We start from the raw sequence: 23,241 nt of genomic DNA on the forward strand, positions 1-23,241 counted from the left end.
GGTCGCTTAAACGATCATCGCCGTGGCGGCCGAACTGGCGTCCCGGCGGTCTTTGCAAACGTGAACAGACGGCAGCGGCATCGCCCTCCGCCGCCATTGCGGGCGGAGCGAAGCCACGTAAGGGTCCGATACGCTTGGAGAGCGGCCCACGATGGGTTGCTCCGCTCTACTCGCAAGGGCGGAGAAGCAGCGAACTGCCCACCGGTTCGGGTCAGATACCCGATGCGATTCAGATCAGGGTCGAGAGCATCGCCAGCAGGCCCAGGGTCGGCATAGCGCCGGCCACGAGGACCCAATACCAGGACGGGACACCGCCGGCACGGCGGTTGTCGTTGCTGGCGCGCGGAGCCTTGGCGCCGCGACGAACATAGCGTCGGAGCTCGATCCGGCTGCGCGGATGCGATGTCGACGATTCGGTATCGAGTTTACGGCATCCGGGCATGGCGAAGCGACAACGGCCGAGACCTGGCAACGTTCCCGATCCGCCGCATCTCGGCAACGGCCGAATGACGAAATGCGCGTGGCGTCTGCTGCCGCTCAGAGCGCCATGGCGGCCCGGTACAGGTCGGACCTGTAGATGGCGGCTGCTTCGGCCTCAGGGTGTCGCCCCGGCGGGATCTGCTGCGCGGCAGCCATCTGTGCCACGAGCCAGCGCGCGGCCTCGGGCCGCGGCTCCTGCACGGCCGCGCCCAGGTCGAGACGGCTCGGCATCGGCCGCGTCGCGCCGACCGCGTCCAGCATCGCATCGCCTGCGAAGCCCCGGGCCACGAGTTCGACGTCGAGGTCGAGATAGGTCCGGTGCGCGAGGCAATGGATCAGGTCGGTGCGGTTGGCCGGGTCCGCGCACCATTGGCCGGCCCGCGCCACCGCCCGGACGAGGGGCAGCAGCGCGTCGTCGAGCCGGCCCGACACGGCAAGGACCTTCTCGGGGGCGTCCGGTGCGAGGTCGCAACCGAGTGCCGCAATCCGCCCGTGGCCGGCCGCCACCGCGACATCGTTCCAGGGCGCGCCCGCGCAGTAGCCGTCGACCAGGCCGCGGGCCAGGGCCTCGACGCTGTGCTGGGGTGGGACCACGACCGTGCGGAAGGCCGACGGGTCGAGGCCGCCGGCCTCGGCGAACAGCCGCAGCTGATAGCTGTGGCAGGAGAACGGATGCACGGTGCCGAGCGTGAGCGGCCGGCCCGCGTCCCGGCGCTCGGCCGCCACCCGGGCGAAGGCCCGGGCCACGTCCGCCAGAGTCTCGCTCGCCGGCTCCATCGCGGCCCAGAGCCCCCGAGACACCGTGATGGCGTTGCCGTTGGCGCTGAGCTGCAGCGGAACCACGAGGTCGGAGGGCGGGCCCGAGAGGGCCAACCGGCTCGCCAGCGCCAGCGGCGCCAGCATGTGGGCGCCGTCGAGATGGCCCAGCGCGAGGCGGTCGCGCAGGGTCGCCCAGGACGGCTCGGCCGAGAGGTCGAGTTCCAGACCCTCGGCCCGGGCGAAGCCGAACGCGTGCGCCACGATCAGCGGCGCGGCATCGCAAAGGGGGACGTAGCCGAGCTGAAGCCTCATCCGAGCAGGTCCGCCGTGGTGACGATGGCCCGGGCAATGTCGGCGATCTTGCGCTTCTCGTTCATGGCCTTGCGCCGGAGCTGCTTGTAGGCCTCGTCCTCGGTCAGCCCCTTCAGGTTCATCAGGATGCCCTTGGCGCGCTCGATCAGCTTGCGGTCGGCCAGCTCGCCGCGGGCCTCCGACAATTCGCGCTGGAGCCGCGCGAAGGCGTTGAAGCGCAGGATGGCGATATCGAGGATCGACTTGATCCGCTCCGCCCGCAGGCCGTCGACCACGTAGGCCGAGATACCGGCGTCGACCGCCGCCTGCATCATGGTGGTGTCCGAGCGGTCGACGAACATCGCCACCGGCCGCTCGACCTGCCGGGAAACCCCCGACATCTGCTCCAGGATGTCCCGGCTGGGACTCTCCAGGTGGATCACGACCACGTCGGGCTTCAGGGCGGTCACCCGCTCCAGAAGGTCGACGGTATCGGGAATCACCACGATCCGGCCGATGCCGGCGGCGCGCAGCCCCTCCTCCAGGATCGCCGCGCGGGCGCGGCTCGGGTCGATCACGGCGACGGTGAGGTTGGATTCGGTCATCGGGGCCCGGTCGGGCGGGACTTCTTGAGAGGGCGACCCGGTTCGGGCGCTCCGGCCAAGCAAGGCGTATGCCCCGCAGCTGTCGCCAGCGTTACCGCCGCGCAAAGAAACGGTCCAGCTTCCGCCGCAATGCTGGGGGCATTCTTGCGTCGTCGGAACTAGGGCGGGGGTGGTGAAACGGATGCGCAGGCCAGACCCGCTTGCCCTGACGGACGCCGCCACCGGGCGCGTTTCGATGCCGTTCCTGCCGACGTTGGTCGTGGTGGGAATTCTGGGTGTCGCTTCCCTCTATTGTCCGTCGTCGCAGTTGACGCCGCCGTCGGAGGCCCGCGCCGAGGTCGTTGCGCCCGAGGCTCCGTCGCCCACCGCCTTCTTCAAAGCCGCGCCGGTGTCCGTTTCGGTCCGCCGCCCGGCCGCCGTGGCCTTCGCCGAAGTCTATCCCCTGGCCCCGACGCAGCCGGCCCGGCCTGTGCTCGCGGCCCGGGCGACGTCGCATATCGCGATCGCGGGCCGCCATGTCTGCCCCGGGCGCCGCTGCCCGGAGACGCCTCAGCACGTGACCGATCCGCTGGCCGCCGGCCGTGCCGAGGCCGCGGAGTCGGACGAGGCCGATCTGCTGCCCCCCGCCGCTCTGCCCTTCGCCGCCTCGGTGGTCGAACGGCTGACCCCCGCCGCCCGGGTCGTCGGCGATGCGGCGAACCTGATGCGCGACGGCGCGGCCGCCGTACAGGGATCCGTCGCCCTGGTGGTGGCCGACTGCCTGCGCTGACGCGCACGAAACGCCGGCCGTACCGCACGGCATTCCACTCGGCTCGCCACGCCACCGCCTCTGGACCTCGCAACCGGGCGTCCTAGGTGCGTTGCAGCGGATGGCCGGGGCTCCCCGGCCGCGCGGGAGCCGGGGCCGTATGGCTGCACGCATCGAGGATTATGCGCTCGTCGGGGATTGCCGCAGCGCCGCGCTGATCAGCCGGCAGGGCAGCGTCGACTGGCTGTGCTGGCCGCGCTTCGACGCCGCCGCCCTGTTCACCAGCCTGCTCGGGACGGAGGCCCACGGCTTCTGGAAGATCTTTCCCGAGGCCGTGCATGTCGAGACCAGCTGGGCCTACCGTCCGGGAAGTTTGGTTCTGGAGACCCGGCACAAGACCCGGCTGGGTGAGGTCTTGGTGACCGATTTCATGCCGGCTGGGGACGGCGCCCACCTGGTGCGCCTGGTCGAGTGCGTGCATGGGCGCGTCGCCATGCGTATGGAGATGGCGGTGCGATTCGACTACGGCTCCGCGGTGCCGTGGGTCTCGCGCTCGGAACTGGGCGACCTGCGCGCCGTCTCCGGTCCCCACAAGGTCGTGCTGCGGACGGACGTCCACCTCAAGGGATCGGACGCGCAGACGACGGTGTCCGAGTTCACCGTCCATGCCGGCGAGCGGTGCCGCTTCGTCCTGAGCTACGGCGCCTCGCACGAGGACGACCCGCATCCGATCGAGCCGCTGAAGACCCTCGAGGCCACCGACCAGGCCTGGCGCGAATGGTCGAGCCGCTGCGCCGGCGGCACCGCCTGGGACCGGATGCTGCAGCGCTCGCTTCTGACCCTGAAGGCGCTGATCTACGAGCCCACCGGCGGCATCGTCGCCGCGCCGACCGCGTCCCTGCCCGAGGGGCTCGGCGGCGAGCGCAACTGGGATTACCGATTCTGCTGGCTGCGCGACTCGACGCTGACGCTGATCGCGTTGATGGACGCCGGCTATATCGACGAGGCGCGCGATTGGCTCGCCTGGCTGCTGCGGGCGGTGGCCGGCAACCCGGAGCAGGCGCATATCCTGTACGGCATCGGCGGCGAGCGCCTGCTGCCGGAGATCGAACTCGACTGGCTGCCCGGCTACGAGAACTCCAAGCCCGTGCGGATCGGCAACGCCGCGGCCTCGCAGTTCCAGATCGACGTCTACGGCGAATTGTTCGACGCGCTCTATCAGGCCCATGCCCGGGGCCTGCCGATCAGCAAGGATGGCTTGCGGGTCGGGCTGGCGATCCTCGGCCATCTCGAGAACGCTTGGCGCAGGCCCGACGAGGGCATCTGGGAAGTGCGCGGCGGCCGGCGCCACTTCACCCACTCGAAGGTGATGGCCTGGGTCGCCTTCGACCGGGCCCTGCGCATGCACGCGATGCACGAATCGGGCGCCACCGAGGAGCAGGCCGGGCGCTGGCGCGCGGTCCGCGACGAGATCCATGCCGAGGTCTGCGCGCAGGGCTTCGACCCGGAGCTCAACAGCTTCGTCCAGTCCTACGGGTCGAAGGCGTTGGACGCGAGCCTGCTGCTGATCGCCCATACCGGCTTCCTGCCGCAGGACGATCCCCGGGTGGTCGGCACCGTCGCGGCGATCGGCGAGGGGCTGATGCGGGACGGCTTCATCCTCCGCTACGAGACCCAGGGGCAGACCACCGACGGCCTGTCCGGCAACGAGGGGGCGTTCCTGCCCTGCACATTCTGGTATGCCGACAACCTGATCGGCCTCGGCCGGCGGGACGAGGCGCGGACGATCATCGAGCGCCTGATCGGGATCTGCACCGATCTCGGCCTCGTCAGCGAGGAATACGACGTGCATGCCAAGCGCCTTGTGGGTAACTTCCCCCAGGCATTCACCCATGTGGCGCTCGTCAACACGCTGCTCAGCTATACGCGCGGCGAAGGGCCGGCGGATCGGCAGGGTGGTAAGGCCAACGGAGCCCCTCCCGCCGTCCTGCGGCAGCGTGAAGCCGACAAGCGGCACGCAAGAGGCGAACTGGAAGACGCGACATCATGAGCGGCGCTGATACTCCCGCCAAGGCGGCCCTCGCTGAGATCGATACGCTCAGCATCAACACCATCCGGACGCTCGCGATCGACGCGGTGCAAAAGGCGAATTCCGGCCATGCGGGCGCGCCGATGGGCCTCGCCCCGGTCGCCTACACGCTGTGGAACCGCTACCTCCGCTACGACCCCGCACATCCCCACTGGCCGAACCGCGACCGCTTCGTGCTGTCCTGCGGCCATGCCTCGATGCTGCTCTACGCCCTGTTGCACCTCGCCAACGTCGCCGAGAGCGACGGCGGCAACGCGCCGGCCGTGACGCTGGACGAGATCAAGAAGTTCCGGCAGCTCGACAGCCGCACCCCGGGGCACCCGGAGTACCATTTCACCACCGGCGTCGAGACCACCACCGGGCCCCTCGGCCAGGGTGTAGCCAACTCGGTCGGCATGGCGATCGGCGGCCGCTTCCTCGGCCAGCACCTCAACCGGCCGAACCTGCCGCTGTTCGACTACAACGTCTACGCTATCTGCTCGGACGGCGACCTGATGGAGGGCGTCGCCTCGGAGGCCGCCTCTCTCGCCGGCCACCTGCGGCTGGCCAACCTCTGCTGGATCTACGACGACAACACCGTCACCATCGAGGGCCACACGGAACTCGCCTTCGGTGAAGAGGTCGCCACCCGGTTCCTGGCCTATGGCTGGCAAGTCCTGCGGGTCGCCGACGCTAACGACGTCCACGCGATCGCCGGCTCGATCGAGACGTTCCTGGCCACCAACGATCGGCCGACCCTGATCGTCGTCAAGTCGGTGATCGGCTACGGCGCCCCGAAGAAGCAGGGCACCTCGAAGGCGCACTCGGACGCGCTCGGCGAGGAGGAGGTCAAGGGCGCGAAGCGGGCCTACGGCTGGCCGGAGGACGCGCAGTTCCTGGTGCCGGATGGCGTGCACGAGAACTTCCGAGACGGCATCGGCAAGCGCGGTGCCGCCCTCTACGATGCTTGGCAGGATCTGCTGTCCAAGGCCCGGGAGGCCGATGCCGACCACGCCGAGGACCTCGACGCCCTGCTGGAAGGCCGCCTGCCCGACGGCTGGGACAAGGACATCCCGGTGTTCGAGCCCGATGCGAAGGGCCTGGCCACCCGCGAATCCTCCGGCAAGGTGCTCAACGCGATCGCGCAGCACGTGCCGTTCCTGCTCGGCGGCTCGGCCGACCTGGCGCCGTCCAACAAGTCGAACCTGACCTTCGAGGGCGCCGGCTCGTTCGGACCGTTCACGCCCGGCGGCCGCAACCTGCATTTCGGCGTGCGCGAGCACGCCATGGGCTCGATCGTGAACGGCCTCGGGCTTTCCGGCCTGAGAGCCTACGGTGCGACCTTCCTGGTGTTTGCCGACTACATGCGGCCGCCGGTCCGGCTCGCTTCCCTGATGGAGCTGCCGATCTTCCACATCTTCACCCATGATTCGATCGGTGTGGGAGAGGACGGGCCGACGCACCAGCCGGTCGAGCAGCTGCTTTCGCTGCGTTGCATCCCGGGCCTCGTCACCCTGCGCCCGGCCGACGCGAACGAGGTCGCCGAGGCCTACCGGGTCATCTTCTCGCTCAAAGACCAGCCGGCCGTGCTGGCGCTCTCGCGCCAGCCGCTGCCGACGATGGACCGGACCAAGTTCGGCGCGGCCTCCGGCACCGCCAAGGGCGCCTACGTGCTGGCCGACAGCGACGGGACGCCCGACGTGATCCTGATCGGCACCGGGTCAGAGGTGCAGCTCTGCGTCGGCGCCTACGAGACGCTGAAGGCCGAGGGCGTGAAGGCCCGAGTGGTCTCGATGCCGTCCTGGGACCTGTTCGAGCGCCAGGACCAAGTCTACCGGGATTCCGTGCTGCCCCCCGCCGTCAAGGCGCGGGTGACCGTGGAGCAGGGCAGCATCATCGGCTGGGACCGCTACGCCGGAACCGAGGGCACGGTCATCGGCATGGATACGTTCGGCGCCTCGGCTCCGATCAAGGATCTCCAGACCAAGTTCGGCTTTACCCCCGACAAGGTGCTGGAGGCCGCCCGGGCGCAGCTCGCCAAGCACAGGCGGTAAGTAACGGCGGATGCGCGACGGTCCCCTCGCCCCTCTGCGGGGGAGGGTGGCCCCCGAAAGGGGGTCGGGAGAGGGGAGCGACGGTGCAGAATATGGCTTGGCCTTCATGAGGGTCGCGCCTCTTCTGGAAGCCGGGCTCCCCTCTCCCGACCCTCGCTGACGCGAGGGCCACCCTCCCCCGCAAAGGGGGGAGGGAGGGCGCCCGCCGAGTAGCGGTATGCGAGACGAGGAACCGACATGAACGCGCTCAAGGCCCTGCACGACGAACAGGATCAGGCGGTCTGGCTGGACTTCGTGGCCCGCGGCTTCATCCAGAAAGGTGCGCTGAAGCGCCTCGTCGAGGAGGACGGCCTGCGCGGGGTGACGTCCAACCCGTCGATATTCGAGAAGGCGATCGGTCACTCGGACGAGTACGATGCCAGCCTGAAGGCCGTGCAGGAGACCGGCGACAGCCGCGTCATCGACCTCTACGAGGGCTTGGCCATCGCCGACATCCAGGCCGCCGCCGACGTGCTCCGTCCGGTCTACGAGGCGAGCGACGGGGCGGACGGCTACGTCAGCCTCGAAGTCTCGCCCTACCTGGCGCTCGACACCGAGGCGACGCTCACCGAGGCGCGGCGCCTGCACAAGGCGGTCGCCCGCGACAACCTGATGGTGAAGGTGCCCGCCACCCCGGAGGGCATTCCGGCGATCCGGCAGCTTACGGAAGAGGGCATCTCGATCAACGTAACGCTCCTGTTCTCGCAGGAGGCCTACGAAGCGGTGGCCCGCGCCTTCATCGACGGACTCGACGCGCGGGCCAAGGCCGGCCACGACGTGTCGAAGATCGCCAGCGTAGCGAGCTTCTTCATCAGCCGGATCGACGTGCTGGTGGACAAGCTGCTGGACGAGAAGATCGCCCAGGCCAACGACCCCGACGAAAAGACGGCGCTCGCCCAGCTCAAGGGCAAGGTCGCGATCGCCAACGCCAAGCTGGCTTACCAGCGCTACCGGAAGATTTTTGCCGAATCCAAGTGGACGGCCCTGGCCGAGAAGGGCGCCAAGGCGCAGCGGCTGCTCTGGGCCTCCACGGGCGTGAAGAACAAGGCCTATTCCGACGTGCTCTACGTCGAGGAGCTGATCGGCCCGAACACCGTCAACACCATGCCCCCCGCCACCATGGACGCGTTCCGTGACCACGGCACCGTGCGGGCGACGATCGAAGAGGAAGTGCCGGGCGCCGAGGCGGTCATGACCCGGCTCGCCCGGGCCGGCATCGACATCGAGAAGGTCGCCGAGCAGCTGGTGAGGGAGGGCGTGCAGCTCTTCATCGACGCCGCCGACGACCTGCTCGGCGCGGTCGCTGGCAAGCGCGCGGCGCTTCTCGGCCAGCGCCTCGACGGCCAGAGCCTCGTGATGGACGACAGCCTCGCCGCGGAGGCGAAGAAGACTGTCGAATCCTGGCGGGCGAGCGGCGCCATCCGCCGGCTCTGGGCCGGGGACGCGACGGTCTGGTCCGGCCACGACGAGGCGAGCTGGCTCGGCTGGCTGCACATCGTCGAGGACGAGCTAGAGAAGGCCGCCGACTACGCCGCCTTCTCGGAGTGGGTGAAGCAGCAGGGCTTCACCGACGCCGTGGTGCTGGGCATGGGCGGCTCCAGCCTCGGCCCCGAGGTGCTGAGCCTCACCTACGGCCAGCGCGAAGGCTTCCCGAAGCTCCAGATCCTCGATTCGACCCACCCGGATCAGGTGCGCGCCCTGGAGGCGAGCATCGATCTTGGGCGGACCCTGTTCATCGTCTCGTCCAAGTCCGGCTCGACGCTGGAGCCGAACGTCTTTCGCGACTACTTCCTAGGGCGGGTGAAGGAGAAGTTGGGCGACCGGGCGGGCGATCACTTCGTCGCCGTGACCGACCCGGGCTCCGACATGGAGCGCGCCGCCAAAGCCGATAACTTCAAGAAAATCTTCTACGGCGTGAAGCAGATCGGCGGGCGGTACTCCGTGCTGTCGGCCTTCGGGCTGGTGCCGGCCGCGGCCCTCGGCCTCGACGTGAAGGCGCTGCTGGAGACGGCCCGGATCATGGTCCGTTCCTGCGGGCCGGTGGTGCCGCCCGCGCAGAATCCGGGCGTGCTGCTCGGTGCCGCGATGGGCGTTGCGGGTCTTGCCGGACGCGACAAGGTCACGATCATCGCCTCGCCGGGAATCGACAGCTTCGGCGCCTGGGCCGAGCAGCTCATCGCCGAGTCGACCGGCAAGCAGGGCAAGGGCCTCGTGCCGGTGGACGGCGAGCCGGCGAGCGTCCCGGCGGTCTATGGCCGCGACCGGTTCTTCATCTACCTGCGCCTCGACGGTCAGGCTCAGGAGGCACAGGACGAGGCCCTGCGCGCCCTGGAGCGCGACGGCCACCCGATCGCCCGGATCACCCTCGATTCGATCGAGCAGCTGCCGCAGGAATTCTACCGCCTGGAGATGGCGACCGCGGTCGCCGGCGCGGTGCTCGGCATCAACCCGTTCGACCAGCCCGATGTCGAGGCCAGCAAGATCGAGACGAAGAAGCTGTTCTCGGAAGCGGAAGCGAACGGCGCCCTCCCCGCCGAGACGCCACTGTTCGAGGACGACGCCGTCGCCCTCTACGCCGACCGGGAGAATGCCGCTTCCCTGCCGCAGGCTACGCAGGGCCTGGAGGCTGCGCTCAAGGCGCAGCTCGCCCGCCTGAAGGACGGCGATTATCTCGGGCTGCTCGCCTACGTCCCGCGGGACGCGAAGGCCGCCGGCATCCTGCAGGAGGCCCGGCTCGCCGTGCGCGACGCCCGGAAGGTCGCGACCTGCCTGGAATTCGGGCCCCGGTTCCTGCACTCGACCGGGCAGGCCTACAAGGGCGGCCCGGATACCGGCGTGTTCCTGCAGATCACCTCGGCCCCCTCCGAGGACCTGCCGATCCCCGGCCGGGCGCTGGGCTTCAGCACCGTGGTGGCCGCGCAGGCGCGGGGCGACTTCGCGGTGCTGGCCGAGCGCGGCCGCCGGGCGCTGCGGGTCCACATCAAGGGCGATCTCGACGCCGGGCTGAAGCGCGTGGCGGCGGCATTGAAGGCGGCCGTGGCTTAGAGAGCGGATGGGTCTGGCCGCCCGTTCCCGGGCGCATGCAGCGTCAGCGAAATGCGACCCGGGGGCCGGCACAAGAGCGCGCGAAACGTCGTGACATCGAGACCCAGCGTCGAGTTCGAGCCGCTGCGCGGCGCTTTTCTCACGGGATCCGGGATTGCCGTTCACTACGTTACAGGTGTCCGGGAAAAGGGTGCGCCGCATACTTCAGTATTGGCGTAGCCGGCGAAGCACTTAAGCCCCGCCCCGCGGGGGCGATCGGTAAGGGATGGCAGCGATGCAACTCGGCATGATCGGCCTCGGCCGGATGGGCGGCAACATCGTCCGGCGCCTCCTGCGCGACGGGCACACGGCCGTGGTCTTCGACCAGAACCCGGCGGCGGTTGCCGCGCTGGTGGAAGCCGGCGCGGTCGGCGCGTCGAGCCTGGAGGATCTGGTCGCCAAGCTGGAGGTGCCGCGCACCGCCTGGGTGATGCTCCCGGCCGGCGCGATCACCGAGGAGGCGGTCAAGACCCTGGGCGGCCTGATGCAATCCGGCGACTGCATCATCGACGGCGGCAATTCCTTCTACGGCGACGACGTGCGCCGGGGGCTGGAGCTGAAGCAGAAGGGCCTGCACTACGTCGATGTCGGGACCTCGGGCGGCGTCTGGGGCCTGGAGCGCGGCTATTGCATGATGATCGGCGGCGACACCGAGACCGTCGACCGCCTCGACCCGATCTTCAAGACCCTGGCACCGGGCATCGGCGACATCCCCAAGACCCCCAACCGCGACGGCCGCGACCCGCGCGCCGAGCAGGGCTACATCCATGCCGGACCCACCGGGGCCGGCCATTTCGTCAAGATGGTCCATAACGGCATCGAGTACGGCTTGATGCAGGCCTATGCCGAGGGCTTCGACATCCTGAAGCACGCCAATTCGGATGCGCTTCCGCCGGAGCGGCGCTTCGACCTGAACATGGGCGACATCGCCGAGGTCTGGCGGCGCGGCAGCGTCGTCTCGTCCTGGCTGCTCGACCTGACCGCCCAGGCGCTGGCCGGCGACGAGAGCCTCCACGACTTCTCCGGTTACGTCGAGGATTCCGGCGAGGGCCGCTGGACGATCAACGCCGCCATCGAGGAGAGCGTCCCGGCGACCGTACTGTCCGCCGCCCTGTACCGCCGCTTCCGCTCCCGCGAGCACGAGAGCTACGCCGACAAGCTGCTCTCGGCCATGCGCAAGGGGTTCGGCGGCCACCAGGAGCCCAAGAAGTCCTGAAGCCGATAATCATCCCGAGGCGCCGATGAGCCTTCCCACCGGAACCCATGTCCTGTCCGATCCGCAGGCGGTCGCCCGCGAGGCGGCCGAGCGGCTGATCGTGGCCTGCGGCGAGACCGAATCCGAGCGGATCGCGATCTGCCTGTCCGGCGGCTCGACCCCGAAGCTGCTCTACGGCCTGCTTGCCGGCCCAGATTATGCCGCCCGGGTGCCGTGGGAGCGGATCCACTGGTTCTTCGGCGACGACCGGGTGGTCCCCTGGGACGATGAGCGCAGCAACGTCCGGATGGTCCGCGAGGCGTTCGGGCACGGTTCCCGGATCCCCGCGACCCACCTGCACTTCATTCCCTCCGACGCGGGCGCGGAGGCGGGAGCGCGAGCCTACGAGCAGACCCTGCTGGATTTCTACGGAGCCGACAGCCTCGATCCTTCCAGGCCGCTGTTCGACCTGGTGCTGCTCGGCCTCGGCGAGGACGGGCACACGGCCTCCCTGTTCCCGGGCAAGCCGGCCGTGGCCGAGCCCCACCGGCTGGTCGCCCCCGTGCCGGAAGCCGGTCTGGCGCCGTTCGTGCCGCGGATCAGCCTGACCCTGCCGGCGCTCGCCTCCTCGCGGCACGTGCTGTTCCTGGTCACGGGCGCCGGAAAGCGCGAGGCCCTGGCCCGGCTCGCCGCCGGGGAGGACCTGCCGGCCGGGCGGGTCACCAGCGTGGGCGACGTGGCCTGGCTGCTCGACGCGGCGGCGGCGCAGTAGGCGCGGATCCGGCGTTACCGTCTGGCAAGGTCGAGGCGTTAAAACGCCCTGCCTGCGACGCGACGCGGATCCCGCCGCCTGTCGGACCCGGGGGCATGCCACGAAGAGCCAGATGCGCGCGGGCACCGTCGTCCTCTACACCGACCAGCCCGACCGCCGCGGCGAACTCCTGCGCGTGCTCGGAGACATCGCCCCCTGCACGGTGCTGGACGCGGCCGCGATGCCGCCTGCCGGTCCCTGCCTCGCCCTGGTGGCGGATCTCGACCTGCTTCAGCCCTCCCCGCTCGTCGGCCTGCGAACCCTGATCGCCGCCGCCCCGGCTCTCCCGCGGGTGTTCCTGATGCGCAGCATGGGGTCTCGCAGCCTTTCGGCGGCGCGCGGGCTCGGGGCGCGCCTCTGCCTCCCGGTGGATACGCCGGCCGAGACCGTGGCCGAGGCCCTGCTGGCGCAGTTGCCGCCCGTCCCGGAGGTGCCGCGGCCGGGCGGGCGCGTCGGGACGCCCCTCATCGTCCAGGCCGCCGACAAGGCCGGCGCCGTCATCGCCAACCTGCTCGACGCGGCGCGCGCCTCCGGATCGGTCGATGCCGCCGTGGTCGACGACGGCCTCGAACCGATCCTCGGGGCGATCGGCCAGGGCGGCCTCACCGCCTGGCTCGACACGGTGCGCGCCTACGATGACGCGACCTATCAGCATTGCCTCCTGGTCGCCGGCCTCGCCGCCACCTTCGCGATCGACCTCGGCTTCTCCGACGCCGACCGCCAGCAGCTCGTGCGCGCCGCCCTCGTGCACGATGTCGGGAAGGCCAAGATCCCCCTGGAGATCCTGAACAAGGCCGGTCCCCTCGACGGGGCGGAGCGGGCCGTGATGCGCGAGCACGCGGCTCTGGGTCACCAGATCCTGGTTCAGGCCGGCGGCTTCGACGACGCGGTTCTGAAGGTGGTGCGCCACCACCACGAATTGCTCGACGGCTCGGGCTATCCGGACGGGCTCGCCGGGGACGCCATCGACGACATCGTCCGGCTGATCACCGTCTGCGACGTCTACGCCGCCCTGGTGGAGCGCCGTCCCTACCGGGCCCCGATGCCGGCCGCCGCGGCCATGGCGATCCTGCACGGCATGGACGGCAAGCTCGACCGGGCGCTGGTGCGCGCCTTCGAGCGCTCCGTCGCCGGATCCTGATGGACGGGGGCGGGTGCCGAAGCGCGATCCGGCCCCTCTATCCAGCGCTCGCAACGACGATGGTTGAGCTGCGCACGGACGGACCAAGACTCGCATGCGACGCGCGCTGATCTCATTGCGCGATATCGGGCCGACCCGCGGTCTCACTGCGCCTCTTTCAGTGGGATGGGAATGACATTTCTATCGTCCGCCATTCCGCGCAATGCCATTGCTCACGCAGGCCACCCGAGCGCGAACTTCGCAACCCGTCTCCGGCCCCTCCGCGCTAGGCTCCACTCAGCCTGACGGAGGGCTTCGAAGGAGATCGCCGTGACCCCGCTGACCCATCCGGCCGACATCGAGGCGATGATGGCGGACCTGGCGCTCTCGGCCGCGCGCTCGCCGGACGCCTACCTGGCCTCGGCCCGGACGACCTTGGTGCGGATCCTGGCGCGCCCGGACCTGCTCGACCGGACGCGGCTCGCCGCACCGCCGGAGGGTTTGGGCCGCAACCTGCTGTTCGGGACGCGGGCGATCAGCGTCTGGGCCATGGTCTGGAGCCCAGGCGCCGTCACGCCGGTGCACGATCACCATTGTTCCTGCTGCTTCGGTCTGCTGAGCGGCAGCCTGCGGGAGACCTGGTATCGCCCAATCAGCGACAGCCACGCGGTCGCGACCCGCGATGCGGTCCGGGAGCCGGGCTACGTGGCCTGCATGATGCCCTCGGGGCCGAACCTGCATCGCATCGCCAACGACGGCCCGGAGCCGGCGATCTCGATCCACGTCTACGGCTACGATCACCGGGAGCGGGCGTCCTCGGTCCACCGCACCTACGCGGTCGCGGCGGGGTGACGGCGGGCGCCTATACGGCGCCCGGCTGAGGCGTTCGGATTTTGCTCCTTGGCCGGCGCATGGCAACCCGGTCGCCCGGGTCTCACGCGTGGTACCTCCTTGCGGCGGTTGCTTCCGGCGCAGGGCAGAAGTCCGCTACAGGAACGAAAGGCGACCCTCGACCGAGTCGTCACTCGGCTCGACGGTTCGCTCACTCCAGCAGCAGGACGCTAACATGAGCTTTCGCGTCGGCATCGTCGGGATCAGTGGTTTTGGCGGCGGCGAGGCGATGCGCCTGATCGCGGGTCACCCGTCCTTCGACCTCGTCTACGCTGCGGGCGAGGGTAGCGCCGGCAGCCGGTTGGCGGATCGCTTCCCCGGCGTGCCGGCCAAGCTGGCCGAGCTGGTGATCGAGAAGTGGGACCCCGGGGCCCTGCCCAAGCTCGACGTGCTGTTCGCGTCGCTGCCCACGGGCACCTCGGCCGAGGCGCTGGCGCGCGTCCCCAGGGACGTGAAGATCGTCGATATCGGTGGTGACCACCGCTACGTCGAGGGGTGGTCATACGGCCTGGCAGACGTCTGGCCGGCCCGGATCGTGGATCAGGCTCGCGTCGCCAACCCCGGCTGTTTCCCCGCAGCGACCCTGACCGCGCTGGCGCCCTTGCTGGCCGACAAGTTGATCGAGCCCGGCAACATCGTGATCGATGCCAAGACCGGTATCTCCGGCGCCGGCCGGGGCGGCGCCAACAGCCGGTTCGGATACGCGGAGAGCAACGAGAACCTGGTGCCCTACGGCCTGCTCAAGCACGTCCACATGCCCGAGATCGCCGCGACGATCGAGCGGCTGAGCGGCGGCAGCGCGGCCGGGCTGGTGTTCACACCGCACTTGGTTCCTATGACCCGCGGCGTCCTCGTCACAATCTACTGCCGTGGCCGCGCCACGACGGATCACTGCCTGGACGCGGCGCGGCGCTTCTACGATGGACGTGCGTTCGTCCGCGTCACCGACAAGCCGCCGCAGACCAAATGGGCGACCGGCTCGAACCTCGCGTTCGTCAGCTATGCGGCAGATCCCGAGCGTAACTTGGTGATCGCGATGGGCGTCGTCGACAATTTGGGCAAGGGGGCTGCCGGTCAGGCCGTCCAGAATGCAAACCTCATCTGCGGCCTGCCGGAAACCGCAGGGCTGGATGGCGTTCCAGTCTGGCCGTGAGGCTTTTGCGCGTGCGCGTTGTCGATTCGGGACGGCCGGAAGTGCGTAACGCGCAGACCTCGGTCGGGATTTGCATCACGGCACATCGGCGATTGGCCGGGACCGCGCGTCGCTCCGGATTGCGTCCCTGGTCGCGATGATGCCGAAGGCGCCTGCCCGACGCCCTGCTGAAAAGCTGCCTCACGCCATATACATCGTCGGCACGGCGGTCGTGTACTTCATCTCCTCCATGGCGATGGAGGAGGAGAGGTTCGAGAATTCGAGCTTGGCGATGAGGCGCTGGTAGACCGCGTCGTAGGTCTCGATGTCGGGCACGACGATGCGCAGCAGGTAGTCGATCTCGCCGGTGAGCCGCCAGGCCTCGACGATCTCGGGGAAGCCCGCGACCACCCGGCGGAACGCATCGGACCAGTCCGCGGCGTGGCGCGGCGCCTTCACGGCCACGAACACCGTGGTCGGGACGTTGACCTTGCGACGGTCCACCAGGGCGACGCGACCCCGGATCACGCCGGACGCCTCCAGCTTTTTGACCCGGCGCCAGCACGGGGCGGCGCTCACACCGACGCGCTCGGCCAACTCGGCGACCGGCAGCGTCGCGTCCTGCTGCAGGACGTCCAGGATTTTTCGGTCCACCGCGTCCATACGACCATCGCTCCCGCGCGGGGTCCGGGCTGCCGGGTCTACAGGAAGAAGTGCTTCGAGAGCTTCAGCCCCTGAGCCTGGTAGTTCGATCCGGCCCCGGCGCCGTAAAGCGTCCCGGGGATCGCCAGCATCCGCTCGTAGACGAGCCGGCCTACGATCTGGCCATCCTCCAGCAGGAACGGCACGTCCCGGGAGCGGACTTCCAGCACGGCGCGGGCACCCGCCCCGCCGGCCCCGGCATGGCCGAAGCCCGGGTCGAAGAACCCGGCGTAATGGACCCGGAACTCGCCGACCAGCGGATCGAACGGCACCATCTCGGCGGCGTGGTCGGGGGGGACCTGCACCGATTCCTTGGAGGCCAGGATGTAGAACTGGCCGGGATCGAGGATCAGGGCGCCCGAGCCGTCGGCCGGCAGCGGCTCCCAGAAGTCCGCCGCCCTGTGGCGGCCCGGGGCGTCGACGTCGACCAGCCCGGTATGGCGCTTGGCCCGGTAGCCGATCAATCCATCGAAGCCGGACAGGTCCACCGAGACCGCGACCCCGCCCTGGAAGGACGGGGCAGCGCAATCGACCAGCGGTGAGCGCAGGTGCAACTGGCCGAGTTCGGCCTCCGTCAGCCGTGGCGCCCCGCGGCGGAAGCGGATCTGCGACAGGCGCGATCCGGTCCGGACCAGCACCGGGAAGGTGCGCGGTGAAATCTCGGCGTAGAGCGGCCCGGTATAGCCGGGCTCGACCTGGTCGAACGCCTCGCCCCGGTCGGTGATCACTCGCGTGAACACGTCGATGCGGCCGGTCGAACTCTTAGGGTTCGCGGCCGCCGCGAGGTCGGCGGGGAGCGCCAAGCCCTCCTGCAGTTCCGCGATGTAGACGCAGCCCGTCTCCAGCACAGCGCCGGGGCGCAGGTCGATCCTGTGCAGCGACAGGCGCTCGACGCAGGCCTGGACCGTCCGGGTCGCGCCGGGCAGGAAGCTGGTGCGGACCCGGTAGGCCGTGGCCCCGAGGCGCAGGTCGAGGCTCGCCGGCTGGATCTGGTCCGGCGCGAAGGCCGCAGCGGCGCGGATCCCGCCCGCCTGCGCCAGCGCCGCGATCGCCTCGGCCGGCAGGATGCCGCCACGGGTCTCGACGTCCGGATCGGCGGCCTGCGAATCGGCGGCATCCTGGCCTGCGCCCGCGTTCATCGCGCCTCGACTCCTTCGCGCGCCTCCGGGTGGATCCGCGATCCCCAACGTTCTCCGCCCAGACTGGCTAATGCCGGCTTAATCCGGATGGTACGATACGCGCGGCTCGGGACTCGACCACCCTCGGACGAGGCTGCGGCATCATCCGCGCGAGGTAGTCCGCCGCAATTGACGCCGATTTCACTGGCCACTACCACCGCCAGTGAAGCGCGTTCAATTCGTCTTCATCGAATCGCACCGTTCGAAGAAGGGCCTAATAGGGCGATGTACAAGGCCGAGACGCGGGGAATTCGTGTGACCGTTCAGCCTCGCTTCGTCGAGGAGGAATCCTCGCCGAATGAAAGTCGTTACTTCTTCGCTTATACGGTCGAGATCGTGAACACCGGCAGCGAGCAGGTGCAGCTGCGCTCCCGGCACTGGCGCATCATCGACGGGCACGGGGCCTGCCAGGAAGTGCGGGGCACGGGCGTGGTCGGCAAGCAGCCGGTGCTAGAGCCCGGCGAGTCCTTCTGCTACACGAGCGGCTGCCCGCTCAACACGCCCGATGGCCTGATGGCCGGCAGCTACACCATGGCGACGGTGGCCGGCGAGAGCTTCGAGGCCGAGATTCCCGCCTTCTCCCTCGACAGCCCGCACGTTCGCCGCAGCCTGCATTGAGGTCCCGGCTCCGGGGCCTTGCTCCGGAGGGACCTATGCCTGGGATCGGCGAGCGGCTCAGCCCGCTCGACATGCTCGCCCGCCTCGTGTCGTTCGATACCGAGAGCGACAAGCCAAACCTGGCCCTAATCGATTCCGTCTGCACCTATCTCGACGGTTGGGGTGTCCCTTACCTGCGCCTGCCGAACGCAGGCGGGGACAAGGCGGCCCTGTACGCCACCATCGGCCCGATGGCCGATGGTGGCGTCGTGCTCTCCGGCCATACCGACGTGGTCCCAGTGGCGGGTCAGGCCTGGACCAGCGACCCGTTCACCCTGCGCGTCGCCGACGGGCGGGCCTACGGACGCGGCGCGGTCGACATGAAGGCCTTCGACGCCCTGGCGCTGGCTCTGGTGCCCGACATGCTGGCAACCAACCTTACGCGGCCCATCCACATCCTGCTCTCTTACGACGAAGAGACCACCTGCCTCGGCTCGATGGACGCGATCACCCGGTTCGGCGTCGACCTGCCGCGACCGGGCGCGGTGATCGTCGGCGAGCCGACCGGCATGGAAGTCGCGGACGCGCACAAGAGCATCGTCACCTGCCTGACCACCGTGCACGGGCACGAGGCCCATTCGGCCCGGCCGGCGCTGGGGGCGAACGCGGTGGCGGCGGCCTGCGACCTGGTCGCCGGCCTGAACCGGATCGCCGACCTGATGATCGAGCGCGGCGACGCCTCCGGGCGCTTCGATCCGGCCGCCACCACGGTCCATGTCGGGACGATCCACGGTGGCACCGCGCGCAACATCCTGGCCAAGGAATGCCGCTTCCTCTGGGAATACCGCGGGCTGCCGGACCTCGACCCGGGCGAGGTCCCGCGCCTGTTCGCCGAGGTGGTCGAGCAGGTGACGCGCGAGCGCCTGAACCGCTACGGTGAGTACGGGCGAATCGAGACGCTCGAGGAGGTCGACATCCCGGGGCTCGCACCAGATCCAGGCTCCGAGGCCGAACGGCTGTGCCTGAGGCTCGCGGGGCGCAACCGCACCATTGCGGTGCCCTACGCCACGGAGGCCGGGCGCTTCCAGCAGGCCGGGATCCCGACCGTCGTGTGCGGGCCCGGCGACATCGCCCAGGCCCACCAACCCGACGAGTTCATCACCCTCGACGCGCTCGGCAAGGGCGAGCGGTTCCTGAGGGCCCTGATCGAGGCTTGTGCGTCATGAACGCGCTCATCGGCATCACCATCAAGCTGCGCCCGCTGGAACGCGAGGACCTGCGCTTCGTCCACCAGCTGAACAACAACGACAGCATCATGCGCTACTGGTTCGAGGAGGCCTACGAGTCCTTCGCCGAACTGCAGCAGCTCTACGAGCGCAACATCCACAACCAGACCGAGCGCCGCTTCATCGTGGCCGATCCGAGCGGCGAGCCGGCGGGGCTGATCGAGCTCGTGGAGATCAACCACCTGCACCGGCGCTGCGAGTTCCAGATCGCGATCCACCCCAGCTTCCAGGGCCGGGGCTATGCCTGGCAGGCGACCCGGATCGCCATGGATTATGCGTTCAGCGTGCTCAACATTCACAAGCTGTATCTGCACGTGGACCGAGACAATGCCCGGGCGGTACGGATCTACGAGCGCTGCGGCTTCCATCCCGAGGGTGTGCTCAAGGACGAGTTCTTCGTGAACGGACGCTATCGCGACGCCGTGCGGATGTGCCTGTTCCAGCCGGATTACCTGAAGAACCGCGGCGGCGGCGACATCGCCGAGCCGGTGCTGAAAGTCTGATCCTAGGCATCCGGGAGAGGCCGAGAGGGCCCCTCCCGGACTTCGCTCAGTTGCGGCCGGCCCTCCCGGCACCCTGCGCTGCACCGCCCTGAGCGCTACCGGCCTTCATGCCGCCGCGCTCGGCGTTCCCCATCCGGCCACCGTCGTTGTTAGCCGGCCGCGCGCCACCCGGTTGGTCCCCGCGCTCCGATGCGCTGCGTATGCCGTCCTCCCGGCCGCCCCGCATGTCGCCGCTGCGTATGCCGTCGTCACGGCTTTGGCGATCGGCCGTCCGGTGGGTGTCGCGGCCCTCGGTGCCCACGGCATTGCGGGCGCCGTCGCGGCGGTCGGTGCGGACGCCGGCGCGGGTCTCGGTCCGGAAGCCGGCGTTGACCGTGCCGCCGCCGCTCAGGCGATGGTATTCGTCGGAGCCGTAGCGCACCCGCTGGCCGCGGATCGTCACGAACCGTTCCTCGCGCACCGCCACCAGGCGGCGATACTCGGGTGAGCCGTACACGACGCGTTGGCCCCGGATGGTCACGAAGCGTTCCCGCGGCCGGCTCTCGCGGACGCCGACGAGGCGGCGGTACTCGGGCGACCCATAGAGGACGCGCTGCCCGCGGATCACCACGTACCGGACCCGAGGGCTGCGGTTCCCGGTGACGATCAAGCGGCGGTACTCAGGCGAGCCGTAGACCACCCGACGACCGCCGATCACCACGAACCGGCCTTCGCGGCGGACACCACCTTCGACGCGATCCGACCGGACATCCCTCCGGCGCCCCGTGCGGCTCTCGCCGCGCTCATTCCGGATCTCGGCCCGCTCGCCTCGCGCGCCATTCCGGTCGCCGCGCGCATCACGCTCGACGCGAGCGCCGCCACGCGCATCCGCTTCCGAGCCGGCTCGGCCGCGATCCTGGGCTACCTTGTCACCGGAGTCCCGATTGCCGTCCCGGCCCTGCCCGGCGCGGCCGGTCTCGGCGCCGGAACGTCCCGCGGCGGCTTGCGCGCCAGCCTGCGGCCCGGCCCGGCCGGCTGTTTCGGTGCCGCGATCGGCCCCGGCCGGCTGCTGCGCATAGGCCGAGGTGCTGATCAACAGCGCAGCCAACCCGATCGACAACGTTCGCATGGCGTCTCCTCCGATAGTGAAGCAGCCACGCAACGTCGAAGGTCCCGAAACGGTTCTATGCGAGGTACCTAAAAATCAGCGCAACGAATACTGAAGCATCTGCGTTTCGCGCGAAAAGCTTGGCTGTCGTGTGGCGCGAAGACCGGCGGATCGGCTTCTCGGGCTCGGCATCTACTGGTTTGATTGCTCACCGATCTCGGCCTCGACCTCCTGCGGGTCGAGGTCGTAGCGGCGGGAGCAGAATTCGCAGGTGATGACGATGCGCCCGTCATCCGCGACGATGTCGTGCCGCTCCTGCGGTGAGAACGAGCGGATCATGCCCATCACGCGCTCACGCGAGCAGCGGCAGGCCTCGTGCACCGGCTGACGGTCGAACACCCGCACGCCGCGCTCATGGAACAGCCGGTAGAGCAGGCGCTCGCTGGACACGCTCGGATCGACCAGCTCGTGGTCCTCCACGGTGCCGACGAGCGACCGCGCCTCGACCCAGGCATCGTCTTCGACCGCCTGCCCGGACAGGTGCGTGTGCCCCTCCGGGATGTCGCCCGGCGGCAGGTCGGCCAGACGGGCCCGGTCGATCGATTGCGGCAGGAACTGCACGATCAGGCCGCCGGCGCGCCACCGGCCGGCACCCTCCTCCACGGCCTCGGCGACCGCGAGGCGCACCTGCGTGGGGATCTGCTCCGACTGGCGGAAATACTGGTGCGCGGCCTCCTCCAGGCTCTGGCCCTCAAGGGCGACGACGCCCTGGTAGCGGCTGGACGCGGAGCCCTGGTCGATGGTCATGGCGAGGTGGCCCGCACCGATCAGGTCGGCATCCTTCAGCGGGCGCTCGCCCAGGGCGGTGACCCGGTCGGCGTCGAACCGCGCGGTGGCGCGCAGGCGATCGGGCGCCTCGAAGTCGACCACGATCATCGCCACCGGGCCGTCGGTCTTGGTCTGGAGCTGGAAGCGGCCCTCGAACTTGAGCGACGAGCCCAGCAGCACGGTCAGCGCGGCGGCCTCGCCCAGGAGCCGGGCGACGGCATCCGGGTAGCCGTGACGGCGCAGGATCGTATCCACCGCCGGGCCGAGCCGAACCAGCCGTCCGCGTACGTCGAGGGCTTCCACGGCAAAGGGCAGCACGGCATCGTCCGCGCCGTCGTGGCCGTTGCCGACCGCCTGCGCCTGGGATTGCGACTCTGTTCCTGAGGTCATGCCCGCTCCGATCGATCCATTCGGCGCCCGCGACGGCCGCTCCGACAGGCCGGGGCGCGGATCCCGCTCCCGCAGGGAGGGGAATGGCGTGAGGAAGAGGACTCGTCCGGAGCGATCTGTTCCCTCACCCCGCCCGCGCCGGCACGGGAGAGGGGGCGCATCGCGCCACATCCGTCGCCGGGATGCTGCCGTCCGGCAGCCGTGATGGGGAGGCGAGCCGCGAAAGCCGCCCGCTCACCCGTATATGGGGCGGCATTCCGAAATTCGCGACCGCCCTGCCCCGGAAATCGGGACCGGTGCGGTGTGCGAGCCTGAGGTCAGGGCGTCTCCGCACCCAGGCACCAGGCCAGGATCCCCTTCTGCGCGTGCAGGCGGTTCTCGGCCTCGTCGAACACCACGGAGCGCGGCCCGTCCATGATCTCGGCCGTCACCTCCTCGCCGCGGTGGGCCGGCAGGCAGTGCATGAAGATCGCGTCCGGGTTGGCGGCGGCCATCAGCTTGGCGTTCACCTGGTAGGGGTTCAGCAGGTTGTGACGGTGACCCTCGTCGTCGTCGCCCATCGAGACCCAGCAATCCGTCACCACGGCGTCGGCACCGGCCACGGCCGCGAAGGCATCGGTGCCAACATTGACCGTGGCACCCTCGCGCTTCGCCCAGGCGATCAGGCCGGGCGGGGGCGCGAGTTCCGGCGGGCTCGCGATGTTGAGCGTGAAGTCGAGCCGCGCGGCCGCGTGGACCCAACTCGCCAGGACGTTGTTCGAATCGCCAGACCACGCCACCGTACGGCCCTTGATCGGCCCGCGATGCTCCTCGAAGGTCATCACGTCGGCCATGATCTGGCAGGGATGCGAGACCTTGGTCAGGGCATTGATCACCGGCACGGTGGCGTGCTCGGCCAGTTCGAGCATCTGGCCGTGGTCGAGGATGCGGATCATGATCGCGTCGACGAAGCGCGACAGCACCTGGGCGGTGTCACCGATGGTCTCGCCCCGGCCGAGCTGCATCTCGGAGCCGGTGAGCATCAGGGTCTCGCCGCCGAGCTCGCGCATCGCCACGTCGAACGAGACGCGCGTCCGGGTCGAGGGCCGGTCGAACACCATCGCGAGGGTCTTTCCGACCAAGGGGCGCTCGGCGGCGCGCTCACCCTTGCGGCGGCGCGCCTTGATGGCCGCACTCGTATCGAGCACCCCGCGCAGCTGCGCTCCGGAGAAGTCCTTGAGGTCGAGGAAGTGGCGGGGGCCGGCACCGTTCGGGTGCGGGACTGGGGCACGCGCCCGGCCGTCAATCTGGGCTTTCATCGCGTCACGTTCGCTAGAGCCTGCTCCACGATCACCTGATCATGAACGACACTCTATCTCCTGGTGAGGGGCATTCTCGTCACGCACGGCGGGAT

20 protein-coding genes are annotated in these 23,241 nt (G+C 69.7%); 12 read left to right on the plus strand and 8 right to left on the minus strand.

Annotated elements, in window-relative coordinates:
- Positions 1-229: 229 nt before the first annotated feature.
- The 3 genes from MFF40_RS08985 to MFF40_RS08995 form a co-directional block, all read right to left on the minus strand.
- Positions 230-442 (minus strand): hypothetical protein, encoded by a 213-nt coding sequence (locus MFF40_RS08985; protein ID WP_187278025.1) that lies wholly within the window; start codon positions 440-442, stop codon positions 230-232.
- A gap of 95 nt (positions 443-537) precedes the next feature.
- Positions 538-1,551: a CmpA/NrtA family ABC transporter substrate-binding protein gene (locus MFF40_RS08990; protein WP_238260186.1), complete on the minus strand. Its 1,014-nt coding sequence runs from the start codon at positions 1,549-1,551 to the stop codon at positions 538-540.
- Positions 1,548-2,135, minus strand: coding sequence for an ANTAR domain-containing response regulator (locus MFF40_RS08995; RefSeq protein WP_147854501.1), 588 nt, complete (start codon positions 2,133-2,135; stop codon positions 1,548-1,550). The genes MFF40_RS08990 and MFF40_RS08995 overlap by 4 nt, the downstream gene beginning before the upstream one ends.
- A gap of 181 nt (positions 2,136-2,316) precedes the next feature.
- Between MFF40_RS08995 and MFF40_RS09000 the strand changes: the two genes are divergently transcribed.
- From MFF40_RS09000 to argC, 9 genes are all read left to right on the plus strand, one after another.
- Positions 2,317-2,904 (plus strand): hypothetical protein, encoded by a 588-nt coding sequence (locus MFF40_RS09000; RefSeq protein WP_187277691.1) that lies wholly within the window; start codon positions 2,317-2,319, stop codon positions 2,902-2,904.
- Between the two features lie 139 nt (positions 2,905-3,043).
- Positions 3,044-4,933, plus strand: a complete 1,890-nt coding sequence (locus MFF40_RS09005) for a glycoside hydrolase family 15 protein (RefSeq protein WP_147854500.1) — start codon at positions 3,044-3,046, stop codon at positions 4,931-4,933.
- Positions 4,930-7,005 (plus strand): transketolase, encoded by a 2,076-nt coding sequence (tkt, locus tag MFF40_RS09010; protein ID WP_147854499.1) that lies wholly within the window; start codon positions 4,930-4,932, stop codon positions 7,003-7,005. Before MFF40_RS09005 ends, tkt begins: the two co-directional genes overlap by 4 nt.
- A gap of 237 nt (positions 7,006-7,242) precedes the next feature.
- Positions 7,243-10,089: a bifunctional transaldolase/phosoglucose isomerase gene (locus tag MFF40_RS09015; protein ID WP_238260188.1), complete on the plus strand. Its 2,847-nt coding sequence runs from the start codon at positions 7,243-7,245 to the stop codon at positions 10,087-10,089.
- 274 nt (positions 10,090-10,363) lie between these two features.
- A complete protein-coding gene (gene gnd, locus MFF40_RS09020) occupies positions 10,364-11,344 on the plus strand; it encodes a phosphogluconate dehydrogenase (NAD(+)-dependent, decarboxylating) (RefSeq protein WP_147854503.1) in 981 nt (326 codons plus the stop codon).
- A 25-nt stretch (positions 11,345-11,369) separates the two neighbouring features.
- On the plus strand, positions 11,370-12,095 hold the full coding sequence (gene pgl / locus MFF40_RS09025; RefSeq protein ID WP_147854497.1) for a 6-phosphogluconolactonase: 726 nt from the start codon (positions 11,370-11,372) through the stop codon (positions 12,093-12,095).
- Positions 12,096-12,207: 112 nt separating this feature from the next.
- Complete coding sequence (locus MFF40_RS09030) at positions 12,208-13,275, plus strand: HD-GYP domain-containing protein (RefSeq protein WP_238260190.1); 1,068 nt, start codon at positions 12,208-12,210, stop codon at positions 13,273-13,275.
- A gap of 309 nt (positions 13,276-13,584) precedes the next feature.
- Positions 13,585-14,106, plus strand: a complete 522-nt coding sequence (locus MFF40_RS09035; protein ID WP_238260192.1) for a cysteine dioxygenase family protein — start codon at positions 13,585-13,587, stop codon at positions 14,104-14,106.
- 214 nt (positions 14,107-14,320) lie between these two features.
- On the plus strand, positions 14,321-15,298 hold the full coding sequence (argC, locus tag MFF40_RS09040) for an N-acetyl-gamma-glutamyl-phosphate reductase (RefSeq protein ID WP_147856498.1): 978 nt from the start codon (positions 14,321-14,323) through the stop codon (positions 15,296-15,298).
- A gap of 180 nt (positions 15,299-15,478) precedes the next feature.
- On the opposite strand, the gene MFF40_RS09045 is transcribed toward argC, so the two are convergent.
- Both MFF40_RS09045 and MFF40_RS09050 read right to left on the minus strand, forming a co-directional pair.
- The gene (locus tag MFF40_RS09045) at positions 15,479-15,940 is read right to left on the minus strand and encodes an Lrp/AsnC family transcriptional regulator (protein WP_147856497.1); all 462 of its coding nucleotides are present in this window, start codon (positions 15,938-15,940) and stop codon (positions 15,479-15,481) included.
- Between the two features lie 38 nt (positions 15,941-15,978).
- A complete protein-coding gene (locus MFF40_RS09050) occupies positions 15,979-17,118 on the minus strand; it encodes a 2'-deoxycytidine 5'-triphosphate deaminase (protein WP_147896345.1) in 1,140 nt (379 codons plus the stop codon).
- Positions 17,119-17,382: 264 nt separating this feature from the next.
- On the opposite strand from MFF40_RS09050, the gene apaG reads away from it, so the two are divergent.
- From apaG to speG, 3 genes are read left to right on the plus strand one after another with little or no spacing between them, the layout of a single operon-like run.
- Positions 17,383-17,775: a Co2+/Mg2+ efflux facilitator ApaG/CorD gene (apaG, locus tag MFF40_RS09055; RefSeq protein WP_007562424.1), complete on the plus strand. Its 393-nt coding sequence runs from the start codon at positions 17,383-17,385 to the stop codon at positions 17,773-17,775.
- A gap of 35 nt (positions 17,776-17,810) precedes the next feature.
- A complete protein-coding gene (argE, locus tag MFF40_RS09060) occupies positions 17,811-18,980 on the plus strand; it encodes an acetylornithine deacetylase (RefSeq protein ID WP_147857101.1) in 1,170 nt (389 codons plus the stop codon).
- Positions 18,977-19,543, plus strand: coding sequence for a spermidine N1-acetyltransferase (gene speG, locus MFF40_RS09065; protein WP_147857100.1), 567 nt, complete (start codon positions 18,977-18,979; stop codon positions 19,541-19,543). The genes argE and speG overlap by 4 nt, the downstream gene beginning before the upstream one ends.
- Positions 19,544-19,589: 46 nt before the next feature.
- Here speG and MFF40_RS09070 read toward each other — a convergent pair whose 3' ends face one another.
- The 3 genes from MFF40_RS09070 to argF form a co-directional block, all read right to left on the minus strand.
- A complete protein-coding gene (locus MFF40_RS09070; RefSeq protein ID WP_238260239.1) occupies positions 19,590-20,651 on the minus strand; it encodes a hypothetical protein in 1,062 nt (353 codons plus the stop codon).
- A gap of 171 nt (positions 20,652-20,822) precedes the next feature.
- Positions 20,823-21,848, minus strand: coding sequence for an Hsp33 family molecular chaperone (locus MFF40_RS09075; protein ID WP_147854854.1), 1,026 nt, complete (start codon positions 21,846-21,848; stop codon positions 20,823-20,825).
- 317 nt (positions 21,849-22,165) lie between these two features.
- Positions 22,166-23,146 (minus strand): ornithine carbamoyltransferase, encoded by a 981-nt coding sequence (gene argF, locus MFF40_RS09080; protein WP_147896348.1) that lies wholly within the window; start codon positions 23,144-23,146, stop codon positions 22,166-22,168.
- Between the last annotated feature and the right edge of the window lie 95 nt (positions 23,147-23,241).

The sequence above is a fragment of the Methylobacterium mesophilicum genome (genome assembly GCF_022179445.1).
Classification (GTDB): Bacteria; Pseudomonadota; Alphaproteobacteria; order Rhizobiales; family Beijerinckiaceae; genus Methylobacterium; species Methylobacterium mesophilicum.

What these genes read in the sequence shown, in the direction of transcription:
- MFF40_RS08985 (WP_187278025.1), bottom strand. Translation starts at nt 442, where the DNA reads ATGCCCGGATGCCGTAAACTCGATACCGAATCGTCGACATCGCATCCG.
- MFF40_RS08990 (WP_238260186.1), bottom strand. Translation starts at nt 1,551, where the DNA reads ATGAGGCTTCAGCTCGGCTACGTCCCCCTTTGCGATGCCGCGCCGCTG.
- MFF40_RS08995 (WP_147854501.1), bottom strand. Translation starts at nt 2,135, where the DNA reads ATGACCGAATCCAACCTCACCGTCGCCGTGATCGACCCGAGCCGCGCC.
- MFF40_RS09000 (WP_187277691.1), top strand. Translation starts at nt 2,317, where the DNA reads ATGCGCAGGCCAGACCCGCTTGCCCTGACGGACGCCGCCACCGGGCGC.
- MFF40_RS09005 (WP_147854500.1), top strand. Translation starts at nt 3,044, where the DNA reads ATGGCTGCACGCATCGAGGATTATGCGCTCGTCGGGGATTGCCGCAGC.
- tkt (WP_147854499.1), top strand. Translation starts at nt 4,930, where the DNA reads ATGAGCGGCGCTGATACTCCCGCCAAGGCGGCCCTCGCTGAGATCGAT.
- MFF40_RS09015 (WP_238260188.1), top strand. Translation starts at nt 7,243, where the DNA reads ATGAACGCGCTCAAGGCCCTGCACGACGAACAGGATCAGGCGGTCTGG.
- gnd (WP_147854503.1), top strand. Translation starts at nt 10,364, where the DNA reads ATGCAACTCGGCATGATCGGCCTCGGCCGGATGGGCGGCAACATCGTC.
- pgl (WP_147854497.1), top strand. Translation starts at nt 11,370, where the DNA reads ATGAGCCTTCCCACCGGAACCCATGTCCTGTCCGATCCGCAGGCGGTC.
- MFF40_RS09030 (WP_238260190.1), top strand. Translation starts at nt 12,208, where the DNA reads ATGCGCGCGGGCACCGTCGTCCTCTACACCGACCAGCCCGACCGCCGC.
- argC (WP_147856498.1), top strand. Translation starts at nt 14,321, where the DNA reads ATGAGCTTTCGCGTCGGCATCGTCGGGATCAGTGGTTTTGGCGGCGGC.
- MFF40_RS09045 (WP_147856497.1), bottom strand. Translation starts at nt 15,940, where the DNA reads ATGGACGCGGTGGACCGAAAAATCCTGGACGTCCTGCAGCAGGACGCG.
- MFF40_RS09050 (WP_147896345.1), bottom strand. Translation starts at nt 17,118, where the DNA reads ATGAACGCGGGCGCAGGCCAGGATGCCGCCGATTCGCAGGCCGCCGAT.
- apaG (WP_007562424.1), top strand. Translation starts at nt 17,383, where the DNA reads ATGTACAAGGCCGAGACGCGGGGAATTCGTGTGACCGTTCAGCCTCGC.
- argE (WP_147857101.1), top strand. Translation starts at nt 17,811, where the DNA reads ATGCCTGGGATCGGCGAGCGGCTCAGCCCGCTCGACATGCTCGCCCGC.
- speG (WP_147857100.1), top strand. Translation starts at nt 18,977, where the DNA reads ATGAACGCGCTCATCGGCATCACCATCAAGCTGCGCCCGCTGGAACGC.
- MFF40_RS09070 (WP_238260239.1), bottom strand. Translation starts at nt 20,651, where the DNA reads ATGCGAACGTTGTCGATCGGGTTGGCTGCGCTGTTGATCAGCACCTCG.
- MFF40_RS09075 (WP_147854854.1), bottom strand. Translation starts at nt 21,848, where the DNA reads ATGACCTCAGGAACAGAGTCGCAATCCCAGGCGCAGGCGGTCGGCAAC.
- argF (WP_147896348.1), bottom strand. Translation starts at nt 23,146, where the DNA reads ATGAAAGCCCAGATTGACGGCCGGGCGCGTGCCCCAGTCCCGCACCCG.